Annotated in this window: 10 protein-coding genes and 1 pseudogene; 5 read left to right on the top strand and 6 right to left on the bottom strand. The window is 62.0% G+C overall.

All coding sequences use genetic code 11. The features are described from left to right. Positions 1-124: 124 nt before the first annotated feature. The 4 genes and pseudogenes from PM1_RS29990 to PM1_RS29975 form a co-directional block, all read right to left on the bottom strand. Positions 125-2,464 (bottom strand): hypothetical protein, encoded by a 2,340-nt coding sequence (locus PM1_RS29990; protein WP_009614572.1) that lies wholly within the window; start codon positions 2,462-2,464, stop codon positions 125-127. A gap of 150 nt (positions 2,465-2,614) precedes the next feature. After that, complete coding sequence (locus PM1_RS29985; RefSeq protein ID WP_009614574.1) at positions 2,615-3,526, bottom strand: hypothetical protein; 912 nt, start codon at positions 3,524-3,526, stop codon at positions 2,615-2,617. An 813-nt stretch (positions 3,527-4,339) separates the two neighbouring features. Then, a pseudogene (locus tag PM1_RS29980) lies at positions 4,340-4,720 on the bottom strand (hypothetical protein); the annotation flags it as partial. A gap of 201 nt (positions 4,721-4,921) precedes the next feature. After that, on the bottom strand, positions 4,922-7,423 hold the full coding sequence (locus PM1_RS29975) for a DEAD/DEAH box helicase (protein WP_009614582.1): 2,502 nt from the start codon (positions 7,421-7,423) through the stop codon (positions 4,922-4,924). 647 nt (positions 7,424-8,070) lie between these two features. Between PM1_RS29975 and PM1_RS29970 the strand changes: the two genes are divergently transcribed. Continuing rightward, a complete protein-coding gene (locus PM1_RS29970) occupies positions 8,071-8,394 on the top strand; it encodes a co-regulatory protein PtrA N-terminal domain-containing protein (protein WP_009614585.1) in 324 nt (107 codons plus the stop codon). Here PM1_RS29970 and PM1_RS29965 read toward each other — a convergent pair whose 3' ends face one another. Both PM1_RS29965 and PM1_RS29960 read right to left on the bottom strand, forming a co-directional pair. Further along, entirely contained in the window at positions 8,395-9,780 is a 1,386-nt protein-coding gene (locus tag PM1_RS29965) for a heavy metal sensor histidine kinase (RefSeq protein ID WP_009614587.1), read from the bottom strand. It abuts the gene before it with no gap. Next, the gene (locus tag PM1_RS29960) at positions 9,777-10,451 is read right to left on the bottom strand and encodes a heavy metal response regulator transcription factor (RefSeq protein WP_009614589.1); all 675 of its coding nucleotides are present in this window, start codon (positions 10,449-10,451) and stop codon (positions 9,777-9,779) included. Before PM1_RS29960 ends, PM1_RS29965 begins: the two co-directional genes overlap by 4 nt. Before the next feature lie 485 nt (positions 10,452-10,936). Here PM1_RS29960 and PM1_RS29955 point away from each other — a divergent pair, with 485 nt between their 5' ends. The 4 genes from PM1_RS29955 to PM1_RS29940 are packed head-to-tail and all read left to right on the top strand — an operon-like array spanning position 10,937 to position 16,747. Continuing rightward, positions 10,937-12,157, top strand: a complete 1,221-nt coding sequence (locus PM1_RS29955; RefSeq protein WP_043300470.1) for a TolC family protein — start codon at positions 10,937-10,939, stop codon at positions 12,155-12,157. Continuing rightward, positions 12,157-12,327: a hypothetical protein gene (locus tag PM1_RS29950; RefSeq protein ID WP_009614593.1), complete on the top strand. Its 171-nt coding sequence runs from the start codon at positions 12,157-12,159 to the stop codon at positions 12,325-12,327. Before PM1_RS29955 ends, PM1_RS29950 begins: the two co-directional genes overlap by 1 nt. 25 nt (positions 12,328-12,352) lie before the next feature. Then, on the top strand, positions 12,353-13,600 hold the full coding sequence (locus PM1_RS29945) for an efflux RND transporter periplasmic adaptor subunit (protein ID WP_009614598.1): 1,248 nt from the start codon (positions 12,353-12,355) through the stop codon (positions 13,598-13,600). Between the two features lie 15 nt (positions 13,601-13,615). Further along, positions 13,616-16,747: a CusA/CzcA family heavy metal efflux RND transporter gene (locus tag PM1_RS29940; RefSeq protein WP_009614607.1), complete on the top strand. Its 3,132-nt coding sequence runs from the start codon at positions 13,616-13,618 to the stop codon at positions 16,745-16,747. Positions 16,748-17,167: the final 420 nt, after the last annotated feature.

The raw sequence follows: 17,167 nt of genomic DNA, 5'->3' as shown, positions 1-17,167 counted from the left end.
GGTGAATCCAATCGTAGTCTTGAAAATTAAAAACTGTCGCTAAAGATTAAAATCTGTTGCAGAGGGAGGAGCCACCACTGGCTCTCCCCCCTCGTCACAATAGTTATGACTGTTCCATTGATTTTCAGCAACCAAAGCCTATGCATACACCTCCAACCTTCACATGAGGGCTGCTTCCTAGGCTCACCTCTTTGTTCCCAACGGTGACGGTACCTCCCATTGGGCCTACTTTAACCTCAACCGATCCCCCGCCAGGAATGTCGGTCTTAGCTGTAACTGGCGGGACTCTTGGCATAGCGTTCTCGACTGCTTGGGATGCCTGCTTTTGCACCTTGTTTAGCTCCTCATTGAGCTTTGCAGCGCCATCGACCACTAAAGTTCCTGCTTTTTTAGCCTCTTCCACGGCATTATTTATTGTCTCGGCAGGAGGCTTAGTTGCGATGTCGTTCATAAGCCTCAAGATACGGGTTATTTCATTGTTCTCACCAAGCTTCCCGTTCTTTAGGTCATTAAGCATGTGTTGATAGCCCGACTCGAGACCGACGATGCGTAACGTGTTGCGCAGTAGTGCTTCTTGAGCTTTGAAGTATTTGACGATCTCATTGTTTTCACCAAAGCATCCATTCTCGGCCTTGAATCCACCCGCTACACACTGTTGCAGTTCCTTCATCGCTAGGCGACCACCAGCACACGATGCGAAGCTCATAGGCTCCCCACCAGTTGTAGAAGCACATTCCGCAGCGATGCGAAGCTCGGCATTCATCGAGGGTCCGGCTAAGCAGATGGCGGTACCCGCAGGACTGCCTTGAGAGTTCGCTGCGCAGCTTGCAACTTTGGCGACTTGTGCCGGAAGTTTTGGTCCTGCAATGCACACTATTCCGTCTGCCGCGCCGCGGCTGGTAGCTGCACACTCCAAAACCCGTCGCTCTTCAGGAGGTAGCCCGACCTGCATTCCAACACAGAGCGTGCGTCTGGTATTGTCGTTTCCCGACTCACGAATGCAGTGCTCCATTGCAGCGACCGCAGCAGCGCCCATGACGCCTGCGCATTTGGCCAATTGCGCCCCGCTAGCCGCTTGAGCAGTGCACTGAGCGAGCTCTAATTCTTTCGGGAAAGGCAAGCCTGCATCACGTGCGCATTGGGCTTTCGCCTCCAAATCCTTCGATGGGTCCTGCAGGCAGTCAATTGTCCCTTTGTACTTCCCAATCGTCGTGGAGTATTTCGCAACCCCCGGAGCGTGCCTACCGAGGCAGTTGAACACCTTTTGTTGAGTGTCAGCACTAGTGCCAGCATTGGCCAATTCCATCCCGCAATTGAAGGCGGCGGTCGCTTTCGGCCCCCCGATCTTGGCCACGCCGCTTATACAATGGGCTGTCGCAGAGATGTCGCCCCTGTACGCACGAACGCACTCGGCTGTAGGGCCGATCTGGCGGGGCAGAGATGTGATACATGTCTGAGCAGCTGTGTCATTGCCAAGTGCGGTGCTTCGGCACTCTTGAATCTTCTCGGAGGAAACCCCTAGTGCTGACAAACAAGCATCGGACTGGTCACCGTTCAGGACACAGTTTGCTTGCTTGAGCGCGACACTATCTATTTTCACGTCGCTTAGACATCCAGCAAAGTTCACGGGGTCGTCTGGGAACTTCTTAAAACAATCCATAGCACGCTGGGCTGCAATACCGCCCATACGAAGGGTCAGACACTGAATGGTACGCTCGTCGGCCCCTTCTGCAGAAGCAACCAAAGCTTTAGCCCGACAGTCTTGGATATCTTTGTCGCTTGCGACCCACGGGCGGGCGAACGCGAAGTTATCATTGAGTGATGTGTCGATCTGATCGTAGGCAATTTCTAAAGCCCACGCTGATCTAGGGGCTGCCCCATTATTTTCTGTAAACGGCCACTCTGTTGGTATGCAGGCACCATTACCTACACAGTTCAACCTTACAATTGGTGTCACAAGGAAGCCTGAGCACTGAAACATTTTTCTAGGGGTCTTGGCATTTTCGCTGCTATTGCAAGCGCGAATAATAGATCGTGCTTCTCCCTGAGCTGCGTCGTCCAACGGGTTGGTGTCTAGACGGGTAAGAACTCCGTCAGCCTTGTCTTTAATAAGTTTATCCGGGATACTTTCCGACGGTTTCAAATCACCGATCGGTGACTTGATCATCTGCATCTCAACAGGAGGGTCGATTCGCTCGGTCAGCGCGACAGCGCCTCGCGCCTCTAATAGCACTGAAGGCGAATTTTCGACCTCCACGGCTCGTTTCCCCGCAGACTCTTTAACGTCAGCTTGGCAGCTAGGAACCTGTTTAAGATCAGCTGTTTTGCACCCTTCACGCCATGCGATGTTACAGACAACTTTTGGCTTTTGGGCGATGCAGTTAGTGTTGATGGTCGCATGGCTCTGCGCCGCTCCCCAGAGAATCATCAAAGCTAAGCTTGCTAAGAATGGCAACTTCTGCATCGAATGCTCCTTATCTTGTTACGACACCGTACGGTAATGGGGCGTTCGTCGATCGAATTGCAAAGCTGCTTTATCTGCCGCTCAGAAAGAGTCTCTAGTTCAAGAGCCTCCAGTATTATCTGGAAGCTATTTTAGTAGAGTACCGAAGTTTTACTTTGCAATTACTTTTGCATAGGATGTCACGTAGTCAGCTGCGTTGCTTTTTTTCCGCTGCCAAGGGCCGCCCTTAAGGCTTACCTTGTGCATCGTTATGCCTACAACTTTATCGTACTCAATTTCTTCTTCTTCGAAGTAGTAATTATCCTTATCTTGGTATGAATATTTCAATGTCGACGCATCCCATTTATTGTCCTCAATGTCCCACCGTTGCCAAACTCTACTGCCCTTGGGTTTTAGTATTTTGTTGTTATATGGCCCCTGAGTCTCGAACTGAGACACTTGGTACGAGATCGGCAGAACACATGCAAACAGCACTGCTGTCCTACCCTCCTTGCCAAGTGATATCGAGTAGGAGGTCTCTGAGACCAGAAAGTCACCAAGGTTGTTGCTGGCTGCGTACAATTTCCTTTGAAGCGATCCACCATCCGCGACAAGCTGAGCAACCTTATCCATCTGTGTTGCAAATGCTTCCTGCTTCTCATAGATGTAGTCAAATAGAGCTCCGGATACTGGGCCAGCGAATGCGTTGGGGATGGTATATCCCTGATATACGTTCATAATAAGGCTGAAAAACAAGGGCACTTTTTGCTGCGCTGCTGAGTCCACAACAGACTTAAGAGATTTTGCTTTAGCTGGATCGATATCTACCTGCTCGTAGAGATAGGGTGTTTTGGACTTTATGTCAGCAACCTGATCAGGCTTGAGTTGAACTGAGAAACCGTGAGCCGTATCTACTGACTTCAATGGTAAAGGCTTTGAGAAAAAGGTTTGAAGACCATCATTAAGGGGCGTGTAACCTGAGCAAGTCGACCCTATGCTTTGATACCAGTCTTTCTCCTGACCGTGCGCGCTTGAGAATACAAGGAGCGCAAAAATAATAAACACTGAACTTGTGACTTTCATATCAGCGCTCCTTTTACTATCCCTCTATGGGCACAATTTGGCACCGCTAACTGGATCTTGGCTCCTGCAGGCACATGGCCCCTGCTCTACCCCATCCTTTGAAGGCCAGCACACTGGTTTCTGATTCGAAGCGCAGGGCTGGTGATCTGGGGTTGGGGCCCCGCATGCGCCCATGTAGGTCGGAGGAGGCTCTCCACCAGCTACTTTTTGAAACCAACCAGAATCATGAGTCTGATCTGACAGGTTAAAACCATGCTGGACTAGCTCATCAGCTACAACGGGCTTAACAAGCACAAACAGAGCCATCGCGACAATTGCAAGTATTATCTTCATAAAGGAACTCCTGCATGTTGAAATACAAGCTATAGCTGAACTTCATTATTATTCCAAGAATCGGATATAAATTTTTGAAATCATCGGAATTTTTTTATTCACTCTAATCCTAAACAGGAGTTGTCCCACCTATCCTAGGCAACTAATCCTACTATCGGACCGGCAGTGTGTTGGAAATCTCGAGCGATTCACCGTCTTGCCTGGCAATCGCTTGCTCCGTCTCGAAAGAAATCAGTTTGGCTTATTTGGCTTGCGCGGCTGAGTTACGAGGTCGAGCCGATTAAAGGAGGCTTTGGCTTGCTCATCATCGCTGAACTTCTTCGCCGCCGACCGCCGAGAAGGCATTTTCACGGCTATCTAAATAACGTTTTCAAGCTGCTTCGTTGCTGACCGCACAGCCTCAGTCAATGGCGAGTCGAAAAACTTCGCAATCGGCTTTCAGCTGATGGTCGATGAGAATCGGCTTAAAGAAGTTGACGATCAGCCGACGCTGCCCGATGTCATGGTAGATCCGACTGATAAACTGATCCGACGAGCCCCAGCGTCGATCGTATTCCAAAGCGGTGTATCCCAATGGGTTGCCAGCGTGAGGGCAAGTTTATGATCTATCACAGGTACCTTGGCCAAGCGGCGGGGCATTGAGGCCAGCCGGTATTTCCAGCGTTCTAACCCCTTGTCGCGATGATGTTTCAGGTATCGCTGCTGGGCAAGCGTTGGTGATTTGCATAGGCCCATGGGCAAACCCAGGGATTTTTGCTGTTGCTCGGTGAGATCCGCGCTGACGCGCATGTTACCGTTATCCTCGAAGGTGATCAGGCCCGCGTCGAACAGGGCGTCCAGATTGGCGCCCAGCAACAGGCCGTTGTCGCTTGCTTATGATTCGGATAAGGAGGGAGCGGAGGACTGTGATCGCCAATGTGGCCATTATTGGGCTCGCCCTGCTGGTACCTGCGAATTGGTGCAAGACCTGGCACCCATGATGGCTGCCAGCCAAGGCCGTCATCCATGACAGCCTCCGAAAATTTTAAGCTACCAGCCATTCACCTAGCTCGACATGTCAGCCTAGCCTTCCACGAAAGCCACTAGGTAGCCAGTTAGCTTATCTGCACGTATCGGCGACCGTTCGATCAGTTGCTGGCAGTGTCCTTCAAGCTCGATGTCGGTGAGTTGAGACTCGCACAAATCCTTAAGCAGCACTCGCGCGTCTGCGACTAGCGCCGTAAGACTGTCGAGCGTCAATGCATAGCTGCCGTGAGCCACCGCTGCTGCGGTTGCCTTGTTCGTCGGATGAACGACAACCCGCACGCTGGTATATCCATCATAATTTTTATCAAACCACTGCTGCGCAACAAGCAGTTGCCCGTGCTCGTCTTTTGTCAACGCGTTCTTGTCCAACTTGCGGCTTTTAACCTCCAAGATCAGCGCAGTCTTAGTAGGAAGGAGCCATAGTACGTCTGGTCCTTCGCCGCCGTCGTCATGGCGTTCTGTTGACACACCAATCAGTTCACCAAGTTCTGCCAAAGCTTGTTCGAACTGATTTGCGGAGGCGTTGGCATTGAGCTTCGAAACCACCTGTTCAAAGCGTTGCAGCAGGCCGCGTCGTATACGGTATCCCCGCAGTTGGGCCGCAATAGCTGCCCCTTGTGCACCTGGTATAGGCAGCGGGCGGTAGGGCGGGTTAATGCGCGGGCGCAAAAGGTTGCGGTTCGCGGCGAATGCTGAACGTTGCAATTCATCACTGCGTTCGCTTTGACCCCAGTTGTTCGCGATACGTCCTGCCAGTTGGAGTAGCCACCCACGTGTTTGTTCGTCTGGCGCTTCTTGAGCATTCGCCATCTGATCCAGCTTGACGATCGCTCTGTCGTGATAGCCGTCAGCCCAATTGTTGAAAGCCTTACGTTCAGCAGCAGCCAAATCAAATCGCCTTGGGTCAGGTGCATCCTGTATGACATTCTCTGCAAGGGTAGCCGCGTGATATTCGACCCAATCAGCGTTTCTGCTGATACTCAACTCGATTGTATTGGCGAGATCTGTTACGTCTTTCACTTCCTTACTGACCGTGGAGCCCATTTCGAGCTGAGCGCGGGTCGCGCTTGTGAGTAACTTGAAGTTGGCATCCTTGGCTATCCAGCCTGCCAGGTCCGAGCCAAGAAGCAGTACGACGCAGTGATCACCTGCTCCGCGAGCTCCGCGACCGATACCCTGCTCAATGCGTTGGGCAAGCATACGGCTGATAGTTGCGCCTCCATATAGTGTTGCTGCACGCAATAGCTCATAGTCGGATGTGCCAGCGGGAAGGCCCTCCATCACAAGAAGCCTGCATGAGTCTCCTGGTAAGTCGATACCATCGTAACGATTTGCGAAAACCACCGGGCCGTTAGTCTTGCGCGACTGCAATGCCTCGATCTTTTTCTCCACCTGTTCCGAGCCTTCTGAGAATACTGCCACGTCTTCCCAGGATTTAGCCGCATGGTTAGAGTGCACCAGAACGACCGCGCCTAGATTGTGAGCTGCGACTTGCTTCAGCAGATCTTTCGTGACCTGGTGTGCGTTGAAGTCGAATTTCATAAGGCTTGGAATCAAGATCATACGTTCGCTGATACCTGCCAGCGATCTTGACGTCAAAGCGCCATTTACATGGCGGGGATCGGCGTCGAATGTACGCACTATCTCGCTATCGTCCGCGATAGTGGCCGACATGTAGATTCGTCGTGGCGCATCTGCGAAGGTTGGGAAGCTGTTAACCAGTGGTAGTACAGTGGTGACCGTAAAAGCATTGCTACTGATAAGCGCGTGGCATAGGTGTAGGTTGTCACGCAATAGCGGCCAAGCATACGGGGTGTCCCCGCCGTCATTACGTAGTATTCCTCGTACCGTATCGATCTGCTCGTGCCAAGCCCAGTAAGGTACCTCGACCACGACATTGCTGCGGCCCGAGACGGTATCGTCGAAGGTGCCCAGTCGGTCTATTTCCTTAAATGCGACTCGGAATAGTGTGCAAAGCGCGTCGTATTTATCTTTGTCGTCTTTGGATGAAATCTCAAGAGTGAACGACTCCCGTACTACGGAAAACGCCACATGTGCGTCGTCGAGGATTACTGCTCCCGCTTTTACAGGCATCTTGCCGCCGCGGACTCCAAACTTGCTGAAGCCGTTGAATAGCGCTTTGTAAGACGCCACCATGACTGCCTTGCCATTAACGAAATCATCCGCCAACGGCTGACCTCTGACGTAAGGTACTGCGGCAATACCTAGCGATTGGGCTTTCTCTAAGGTCTGTTTGACCAACTGTGTTGTTGGTGCCAGGTAGAGAACTGGCTCTTTGAGTTCATTCAGCGTCGACTGAGCGATCAGCAGACCAACCAGCGTCTTTCCGCCACCGGTATGCAGCTTCACGACAGTGTCCCGCTCATCCTTGCGTTTGAACCATGCTTCCAGCACCTCAGCTTGGCTGGTGTACAGATCGTTGATGCCTTGCGGTTTGGGCAAACGTCTGAAAATTTCCAGCGGGTCTACCGGTGCCGGTCGCAGAGACTGCGACCGGAGTTTACTGAAGTCCACCATCCTTGTTTTCCTCTCTGCCGTAAGAGTGCCTATGAAAGGAGATGATCGTAAGGATCTTCAGAGGTTGGGAGCAACTGGCGAGCGAGATGAATTGTTTCAGCTACGACCACTGGCGAGCTCGTCAAATACAAAGGTTCCGCGCCTTAGCCTACTGAAGCGAGGGGAGAGTTACGCGGACGGCTAAGAAGTAGGTACAACTCTAAAAATAATCATAAATATCAGTACGTTAGCCGCATGGGACAGTTTTAATTCTCTAGCTGCTGGCGGTTTATCCAGCTTCCGAGCTCTCGCGACAGTTTTGCGCTTCCTCTCAACGGAGCTGCAGGCCTTGAAACTCAAGGACACGGTACGACAGTTTTAATTCTCTAAATCCAATCGCGGACAAAGTCCGCTCCTACCGCATGAGCGAGCATGGCTTTTCGTAGGATGGTGTTGAGCGAAGCGATACCCATCAGCGCAACCGCATGGGTATCGCAAGCTCAACCCATCCTACGCAGGAACACCTCAGCCTAGGCAGCTGGGTCATTTCCCTTCGGGCCGGGTCACCCCCCACGGATAACCGAATCGTCATGCACGCCTCAGGCTCCCGTTAGGCCCCGCTGCTTAAGGTGAAGGCAGTTTCCACCACCACCGATGAGGTGACTGCCATGAACCTGTTCCGCCCTCTCCTGCTCGCCGGCCTGCTCGGCGTTTCGTCCCTGGCCCTGGCCGAGAGCGGGGGCGACCGTACCTTCGCGCGCATGGAGCAGAACCGCCTGGCGGCCATGGCCGCCGCGAACCCGCCGGCGCAGGCCGACGATTTCCGCCGCTATGAGTACGGCATGCGCCTGGACATCGCCCAGGTGCTGGAAGTGACGCCGGCCCGGGGCTGCGGCGTGGTGCCGGTGCGCATGCGCTACCTGGACTCCGACGGCGCCGAGCAGCGCCTGGAATACCGCGCCGAGCGCGTCAGCTGCAACCGCGGCAAGTGATCAGGCGGCCGCGTTGGGAAAGCGCAGGTGGAAGCGCGTCGGGCCTTCCGCCGCGCTGTCCACCGCGACGCTGCCGTTATGCAGGCTCATGATCGAGCGGACGATGGCCAGGCCCAGGCCGGTGCCGCCCTCCTGGCGCGAGCGGCCGCCATCGGCGCGGTAGAAGCGCTCGAACAGGTGCGGCAGGTGCTGCGGCTCGATGCCGGGCCCGGGGTTGCTGACGCAGAGCGCTACGCCCTCCGCGCCGCCCTTGATGTCGATGTCGACCTGGCTGCCGGCCGGCGCGTGGCGGATGGCGTTGGACAGCAGGTTGGAGATCGCCCGCTGCACCATCAGGCGGTTGCCGTGGACCCAGGCATCGCCGGACAGCTCGATGTCCACCCCCTTCTCCTCGGCGGCATACAGGAACAGCTCCGCCACGCGGCAGGCCTCGGCCCCCAGCGAGAGGCGCTCGAAAGGTACCTGCGCCTGGTTGACCTGGGCCAGGAACAGCATGTCGCTGACGATGCGCGACAGCCGCTCCAGCTCCTCGACGCCCGAGGCCAGCACCGCCTGGTATTCCTCCAGCGGCCGCTCGCGGGACAGGGTGACCTGCGCCTTGCCCAGCAGGTTGCCGATGGGCGAGCGCAGCTCGTGGGCGAGGTCGTCTGAGAACTGCGTCAGCTGCTGCACGCCCTGGTCCAGGCGATGCAGCATGACGTTCAGCGCCTGGGCCGCCTCGCCCAGTTCCAGCGGCAGTTTCTCCACCGGGATGCGGTGGCTGAGGTCCTCGGTGGAAATGCGCGCGGCCACCTTGCGGAAGCGCTGCAGCGGCGACAGCCCGCGGTGCACCGCGTACCAGGCGCCCAGGCCCACCAGCAGCAGAAGGAAGGGCACGCCGGCCAGCACCGACTGGCGGAAGGCGCCGAGCAGCGCATCGTCGTTGCCGCGTTCGAGGGTCAGCAGGGCGCGCACGCTGGCGCCGTTGGCCATCGGCACCCGGCTGCCGATGCTGAGCAGGCGCCGGCCGGCATTGTCGGTCCAGGCGTGGTACTGCGCTTCGCTTCCCGGTTGCAGGCTGTCCAGGGTGGCCAGCCGCTGCGGCTTGCCGGTGTCGAGCAGCGGTGCCTGGCCCTGGTCCGGGGCCAGCAGCGTCAGCTCCAGGTTGTCGTGTCCGGCCACCACGTCCAGCAGTTCGTGCGGCCCGCGCGCCAGGGCGCGGTCGTCCAGGCCGGCGTCCAGGGCGTGGCGGACCTGGCCGAGCTTGTCGGCCAGCTCGTTGCGCGCGCGGCTCTGCAACTCGTGGTCGAGGGCCGTGTAGGCGAGCAGGGCGAACACCACCACCAGGCCGGCGCAGAGCAGGCCGATGCCCAGGGCCAGGCGGGTGGACAGGCTGGCCGGCTTCATTCGCGCGCCTCCAGCACGTAGCCGACGCCGCGCAGGGTGTGGATCAGCTTGCTGTCGAAGGGGTCGTCGACCTTCAGCCGCAGGCGGCGGATGGTGACTTCCACCACGTTGGTGTCGCAGTCGAAGTTCATGTCCCACACCAGGGAGATGATCTGGGTGCGCGTCAGCACCTCGCCGCTGCGGCTCATCAACAGGTGCAGCAGGGCGAATTCCTTGGTGGTCAGGTCGATGCGCCGGCCGTCGCGGTAGGCGCGGTGGCGCGCCGGGTCCAGCTCCAGGCCGGCGATGCGCAGCACCGGCGGCGCGCTCACCCGCTCGCTGCGGCGCAGCAGGGTGCGCACCCGGGCGAGCAGCTCGGGGAACTCGAAGGGTTTCACCAGGTAGTCGTCGGCGCCCAGCTCCAGGCCGCGCACGCGCTCGGCCAGGCGGCCGCGGGCGGTGAGCAGTATGACCCGCGTGTCGCTCTCGCGGCGCAGTTGCTGCAGCACTTCCCAGCCATCCATCTGCGGCATGTTCACGTCGAGGATGACCAGGTCGTAGGTGCCCTGGCGGGCCAGGTGCAGGCCGTCCACGCCGTTGTCGGCGCGGTCCACCACGAAGCCGCTTTCGCTCAGGCCCTGGTGCAGGTAGTCGGCGGTCTTGGCTTCGTCCTCTACAACTAGGATTCGCATATGGGGAATGACCTTACTTATGAAGTCTGAAAATTCTGTACTTATCGAACGTGCGAATTCCGGCTATGTAAGCAGGGAACTTTCCGATATTTAACTGGCCGGCGAGGCTAAGGGCTGTAGCCGCTTCAGGGTCAATGCCGCTGGCTCCCAAAGGATGTTTCCGGATATTGCTATTGCCGCGCATTAGTTGTTCCAAATCCTTGATAAGGCAGCTTTATCGGTGGTTTTCAGGGCCTGGTTCGGAGCGCCCTGGATAGCCGGATAAAGCCGATGCTAACGCAGGAAAATATGAACTTCGGTTGAATGACATATTTGTAATTGACGGGTCACCTTGCCGATAAAAGCAGGAAATTAACGTTGCGGCAGTGGGTGGAACTTCCCTGGAAGTTGCCGCCTGTCCATGGGGCGAAAACGCCGTCCCGGGCCGTTTCCTGAGGTGTGCCGTGTCCTACTTTCGTGGCCTGTTCCGCTGGCCGGCTGCGGGCCTGTGTCCGTGGCCGGCATCGTTGCCGCTGTTCCTGCTTCTGCTCGGCCTGCCGGGCGTGCCGGCCGAGGCCCGCGCCCTGGGCCTCGACGAGGCCCTGCGCACCGCGCTGGCTGCCAACCCCGAGCTGGCCGCCGTCGCCCGCGGCCGGGGCATTGCCGCGGGCGAGCGGCGCCAGGCGGCGCTGCTGCCGAACCCGAGCCTGTCCTGGGAGACCGAGGACACCCGCCGCGAGCGTTCCACCACCACCCTCGCCCTGACCCAGCCCCTGGAACTGGGCGGCAAGCGCGGCGCGCGGGTGGCCGTGGCCGAACGCGGCGAGGCGATCGCCGAAATGGAGCTGGAAGTGCGCCGCAACACGCTGCGCGCCGAGGTGCTGGAGGCCTTCCAGGCTGCCTTGCAGGCCCAGGAACGCCTGCGCCTGGGCGAGGAGTCGGCAACCCTGGCCCGGCGGGCCCTGCGCGCCGCCGAGGCACGGGTGCGCGCCGGCAAGTCGGCGCCGCTGGAGGCGACGCGGGCACAGGTGCAGCTGACCGAGGTGGAGCTGGAACTGCAGCGCGCGCGCATCGATCGTGACCAGGCCTACCGCGCCCTGGCCGGGCTCATGGGCGAGGCCGAGCCGGGCTTCGCCGAAGTGGTCGGCAACGCCGAGCTGCCGGCGCCGCCCCAGGCCGCGCAGTTGCTGCGGCGCCTGGAGCAGACCGCCGAGCTGCGCCTGGCGCTGCTCCAGGTCGACCAGCGCGAGGCCGCCATACAGCTGGCGCGGGCCGAGCGCGTGCCCAACCTCGACGTCACCCTGGGCAGCCAGTACGACCACGAGGCCCGCGAGCGGGTGAACCTGGTCGGGCTGTCCATGCCGCTGCCGCTGTTCGACCGCAACCAGGGCCGCCTGCTGGCCGAGGCGCGCAGGGCGGACCAGGCCCGCGACCTGCGCAACGCCACTGAGCTGCGCCTGCGCCGCGAGACGCAGCAGGCGCTGGACCTGTGGAGCACCGCGCAGCATGAGGCGCGGACCCTGCGCGACAGCCTGCTGCCGGCCGCGCGCCAGGCCCTGGACGCCGCCACCCGCGGCTTCGAGATGGGCAAGTTCGGCTTCCTCGAGGTGCTCGACGCCCAGCGCACCCTGCTCGCCGCGCGCGACCGGTACCTGCAGGCGCTGGCCCGCCTCGCCGAGGCGCGCGCTCGCACCGAGCGCATCTTCGGCGACCTGGCGCTGCGCTGATGGCCGGGCGCTCCCTGCGCGCCCGGCTGTCGTCGGCCCTGCTGCTGGCGGCGTTGCTGGCCACCAGCAGCCACCTTTCCTACCAGGCCTACGGCTCCGCCGCCGGGCACTGGTGCATCCATGACCTGTTCCGCGCCCTGGGCGCGCTGTCGAGCCTGATCGGCGCCTGAGGCGCGGGGCCATCCGGGAGAGTCCATGAAGTCGAGAGAAATGAAGATCGCCGCCGCCGTGCTGTTCCTGCTGGCGCTGGGCGGCGCCGCCACGCTGTTGCCGGGCGGGGCCGCGCAGGCGCCGGAAGGGCATGGCGAGGCAGGTGTCCACGCGGACGGCGAACACCATGGTGAGGCCGCCAGCCAGGCCCATGCCGACGCCGCTGGCCACGAGGACGGCGAGCACCACGCCGAGAGCGGCGAGCATGGCGAGGAAGATGCCGGCCTGCGTCTGAGCGACGAGCAGTTGCGCGCCGCCGGCGTGGAGCTGGAGCGCGCCGCGCCGGCCGAGTTGTCCGCGCGCCTGAGCCTGCCCGGCGAGATCGCCTTCGACGCCGACCGCACCGCGCACCTGGTGCCGCGCGTGGCCGGGGTGGTGCAGCAGGTGGCGGCCGAACTGGGCCAGGCGGTGAAGCGCGGCGAGCTGCTGGCGGTGATCGCCAGCCCGCAGCTGTCGGACCTGCGCAGCGAACTGGCGGCGGCGCAGCGGCGCCTCGAACTGGCGCGGGTGACCTACGAGCGCGAGCGCCAGCTGTGGCAGGAGAAGGTCTCCGCCGAGCAGGACTACCTGCAGGCGCGCCAGGCCCGGCAGGAAGCCGAGATCGCCCTGGCCAACGCCCGGCAGCAGCTCGGCGCCCTGGGCGCCGGCGGCGGCGACCGCTACGAGTTGCGCGCGCCCTTCGACGGCGTGGTGGTGGAGAAGCATCTGGTGCGCGGCGAGGTGGTGGACGAGAACACCGCCGCCTTCACCCTTTCCGACCTGTCGCGGGTTTGGGCCACCTTCGCCGTGGCGCCGCGCGACCTGGCCTGGGTGCAGCTGGGCAAGGCGGCGCAGGTCGAGGCCGTGGACCTGGGCATGAGCGCCGAGGGCCGCGTCGCCCAGGTCGGCAACCTGCTAGGCGAGCAGTCGCGCATGGCCAGCGCGCGGGTGGTGGTGGAGAACCCCGGCGGCGCCTGGCGGCCGGGCCTGCCGGTGCAGGTGACGCTGGCCGGCGCGCCGCGCGCGGCGGCGGTCAGCGTGGCGGAGGCGGCCATCCAGCGGGTGGAGGAGCAGGACGTGGTGTTCGTCCGCCGCGACGGCGCCTTCGTCGCCCAGCCGGTGCGCCTGGGCGCGCGCGGCCAGGGCCGGGTGGAGGTGCTGCAGGGCCTGGCCGCCGGCGAGCAGGTCGCCGCCGCCGGCAGCTTCGTCCTCAAGTCGGAGCTGGGCAAGGCCAGCGCCGAGCACGCCCACTGACCGCGAGAGCCCCCCATGTTCGAACGCATCATCCGTTTCGCCATCGAGCAGCGCTACCTGGTGCTGCTCGCCGTGCTGGGCATGGCCGCCCTCGGCGTGGCCAGCTACCAGAAGCTGCCGATCGACGCGGTGCCCGACATCACCAACGTCCAGGTGCAGATCAACACCGCCGCCCCCGGCTACTCGCCGCTGGAGACCGAGCAGCGCATCACCTACCCCATCGAGACCGCCATGGCCGGCCTGCCGGGCCTGCAGCAGACGCGTTCGATCTCGCGCTCGGGGCTGTCGCAGGTGACGGCGATCTTCGCCGACGGCACCGACATCTACTTCGCCCGGCAACTGGTCAACGAGCGCCTGCAGCAGGCCCGCGAGCAGCTGCCCGAGGGCGCCGAGGCGGCGCTGGGGCCGATCTCCACCGGCCTGGGCGAGATCTTCCTGTGGACCATCGAGGCCGCCGAGGACGCGCGCAAGGAGGACGGCACGCCCTACACGCCCACCGATCTGCGGGTGATCCAGGACTGGATCGTCAAGCCGCAGTTGCGCAACGTACCCGGGGTGGCCGAGATCAACACCATCGGCGGCCAGGCCCGGCAGTACCAGGTGGCGCCCGACCTGCAGCGCCTGGCCGCGCACCGCCTGACCCTGGCCGACCTGCTGGCGGCGCTGGAGCGTAACAACGGCAACGTCGGCGCCGGCTACATCGAGCGCAACGGCGAGCAGCTGCTGGTGCGCGCGCCGGGGCAGCTGTCCGGCCTGGAAGACATCGGCAACGTGCTGGTGGCCAACCTGGAAGGCACGCCGATCCGCGTGCGCGACGTGGCGCAGGTGCAGATCGGCCGCGAACTGCGCAGCGGCGCGGCCACCGAGAACGGCCGCGAGGTGGTGCTGGGCACGGTGTTCATGCTGATCGGCGAGAACAGCCGCAGCGTCGCCGCCGCCGTGGCCGAGCGCCTGGAACAGGTCAACCGCAGCCTGCCGGCGGGGGTGCGCGCGGTGCCGGTGTACGACCGCACGCAACTGGTGGACAAAGCCATCGCCACGGTGAAGAAGAACCTGGTGGAGGGCGCGGTGCTGGTCATCGCCGTGCTCTTCCTGTTCCTCGGCAACCTGCGCGCGGCGCTGATCACCGCCATGGTCATCCCGCTGGCGATGCTGTTCACCTTCAGCGGCATGTTCGCCAACCGCGTCAGCGCCAATCTGATGAGCCTGGGCGCGCTGGACTTCGGCATCATCGTCGACGGCGCGGTGGTCATCGTCGAGAACGCCATCCGCCGCCTGGCCCACGCCCAGCAGCACCACGGCCGCCTGCTGACGCGCAGCGAGCGCCTGCACGAGGTGTTCGCCGCGTCGAAGGAGGCGCGCCGCGCGCTGATCTTCGGCCAGCTGATCATCATGGTGGTGTACCTGCCGATCTTCGCCCTCACCGGCGTGGAAGGGAAAATGTTCCACCCCATGGCCTTCACCGTGGTCATCGCGCTGTTCGGCGCCATGCTGCTGTCGGTGACCTTCGTACCGGCGGCCATCGCGCTGTTCGTCAGCGGCCGCGTGCGCGAGGAGGAGAACTGGCTGATGCGCGGCGCGCGGCGCGGCTATGAGCCGGTGCTGGGCTGGGTGATGAGCCACCGCGCGCGGGTGTTCGCCGGCGCCGCGCTGCTGGTGCTGGGCGCGGGCCTGCTGGCCACGCGCATGGGCAGCGAGTTCGTGCCCAGCCTCAGCGAGGGCGACTTCGCCCTGCAGGCGCTGCGCGTGCCGGGCACCAGCCTGACGCAGTCGGTGGAGCTGCAGGAACGCCTGGAGCGCCACATCCTCGCCAGGGTGCCGGAGGTGCAGCGGGTGTTCGCCCGCACCGGCACCGCCGAGATCGCCTCCGACCCCATGCCGCCGAACATCTCCGACAGCTACCTGATGCTGCGCCCGCAGCAGGACTGGCCGGACCCGCGCAAGCCGCGCGCGCAGCTGGTGGAGGAGATCCAGCGCGCCGCCGCCGAGGTGCCGGGGAGCAACTACGAGCTGTCGCAGCCGATCCAGCTGCGCTTCAACGAGCTGATCTCCGGGGTGCGCAGCGACGTGGCGGTGAAGGTCTTCGGCGACGACATGGCGGTGCTGGAACAGACCGCCGGGAAGATCGCCGAGGCCCTGCGCCGGGTGCCCGGCGCCTCCGAGGTGAAGGTCGAGCAGACCGGCGGCCTGCCGGTGCTGACCGTCGACATCGACCGCGACCGGGCGGCGCGCTTCGGCCTGGCCGTGGGCGACGTGCAGGACTTCGTCGCCATCGCGGTGGGCGGGCGCCAGGCCGGCACGCTGTTCGAGGGCGACCGCCGCTTCGACCTGCTGGTGCGCCTGCCCGAGGCGCAGCGCAGCGACATCGACGGCCTGTCGCGCCTGCTGCTGCCGTTGCCGGCCGGCGCCGACGGGCGCATCGCCTTCATCCCGCTCGGCCAGGTGGCGCAACTGCAATTGCTGCAGGGGCCGAACCAGGTCAGCCGGGAGAACGGCAAGCGCCTGGTGGTGGTCAGCGCCAACGTGCGCGGCCGCGACATCGGTTCCTTCGTCGCCGAGGCCGAACGGCGCCTGGCCAGCGAAGTGCAGGTGCCGGCCGGCTACTGGACCGCCTGGGGCGGCCAGTTCGAGCAGCTGCAATCGGCGGCCAGGCGCCTGCAGGTGGTGGTGCCGGTGGCGCTGCTGCTGGTCTTCGTGCTGCTGTTCATGATGTTCGGCAACGTCCGCGACGGCCTGCTGGTGTTCACCGGCATCCCCTTCGCCCTCACCGGCGGGGTGGCGGCGCTGTGGCTGCGCGACATCCCGCTGTCGATCTCCGCCGGGGTGGGCTTCATCGCGCTGTCCGGGGTGGCGGTGCTCAATGGCCTGGTGATGCTCGCCTTCATCCGCAACCTGCGCGAGGCGGGCCGCGGGCTGGATGCGGCCATCCACGAGGGCGCCCTGACGCGGCTGCGCCCGGTGTTGATGACGGCGCTGGTGGCGTCGCTGGGCTTCGTGCCCATGGCGCTGGCCACAGGTACCGGCGCCGAGGTGCAACGGCCGCTGGCTACGGTGGTGATCGGGGGCATTCTCTCCAGCACTGCGCTCACGCTGCTGGTGTTGCCGGCGCTGTATCGTTGGGCGCACAGGCGTGATGAGGTGGGCTGAGCAGGGACGTAAAAAAAGGCGCCCGCGGGGGGCGCCTCAGGGGCCATCCCTCACCAAAGGAGCTTTCGCTGCCGGGACGGCCGTCAGTTCACACGAGTGGGGCTGACGGGGGTATTGGAACCTGTTGCCGGTAACAGGATGCTGAGGTGGGGATGACGATTTTGATAGGGAGGGGGTTGGCTTTTGCGTAGGAGCGAGCTTGCTCGCGAACGGAGTTCCCCGGTTGCAACGGAGCCTTGGATTGACTCCGTTCCCTCTCCCCAGCCCTCTCCCTGAAGGGAGAGGGTTAGGGAGAGGGCGCTCTTCAGGCCAGGCACCGAAGCCACCAGGAAACCGGGTTCGCGAGCAAGCTCGCTCCTACGCAAAAGCCAAACCACCCCCGCAAACGAAAAAGGCCCCCGCAGGGGCCTTTCTCCACAG

The sequence above is a fragment of the Pseudomonas sp. M1 genome, assembly GCF_022760135.1.
Lineage (GTDB): Bacteria > Pseudomonadota > Gammaproteobacteria > Pseudomonadales > Pseudomonadaceae > Pseudomonas > Pseudomonas citronellolis.
The sequence above is the reverse complement of the archived record's forward strand: the minus strand, read 5'-3'. Positions and strand labels throughout refer to the sequence as shown.

Excerpts from the sequence above, each read along its gene's own strand:
- PM1_RS29985 (WP_009614574.1), bottom strand. The coding sequence starts at position 3,526 with ATGAAAGTCACAAGTTCAGTGTTTATTATTTTTGCGCTCCTTGTATTC.
- PM1_RS29970 (WP_009614585.1), top strand. The coding sequence starts at position 8,071 with ATGAACCTGTTCCGCCCTCTCCTGCTCGCCGGCCTGCTCGGCGTTTCG.
- PM1_RS29975 (WP_009614582.1), bottom strand. The coding sequence starts at position 7,423 with ATGGTGGACTTCAGTAAACTCCGGTCGCAGTCTCTGCGACCGGCACCG.
- PM1_RS29945 (WP_009614598.1), top strand. The coding sequence starts at position 12,353 with ATGAAGTCGAGAGAAATGAAGATCGCCGCCGCCGTGCTGTTCCTGCTG.
- PM1_RS29940 (WP_009614607.1), top strand. The coding sequence starts at position 13,616 with ATGTTCGAACGCATCATCCGTTTCGCCATCGAGCAGCGCTACCTGGTG.
- PM1_RS29990 (WP_009614572.1), bottom strand. The coding sequence starts at position 2,464 with ATGCAGAAGTTGCCATTCTTAGCAAGCTTAGCTTTGATGATTCTCTGG.
- PM1_RS29960 (WP_009614589.1), bottom strand. The coding sequence starts at position 10,451 with ATGCGAATCCTAGTTGTAGAGGACGAAGCCAAGACCGCCGACTACCTG.
- PM1_RS29965 (WP_009614587.1), bottom strand. The coding sequence starts at position 9,780 with ATGAAGCCGGCCAGCCTGTCCACCCGCCTGGCCCTGGGCATCGGCCTG.
- PM1_RS29950 (WP_009614593.1), top strand. The coding sequence starts at position 12,157 with ATGGCCGGGCGCTCCCTGCGCGCCCGGCTGTCGTCGGCCCTGCTGCTG.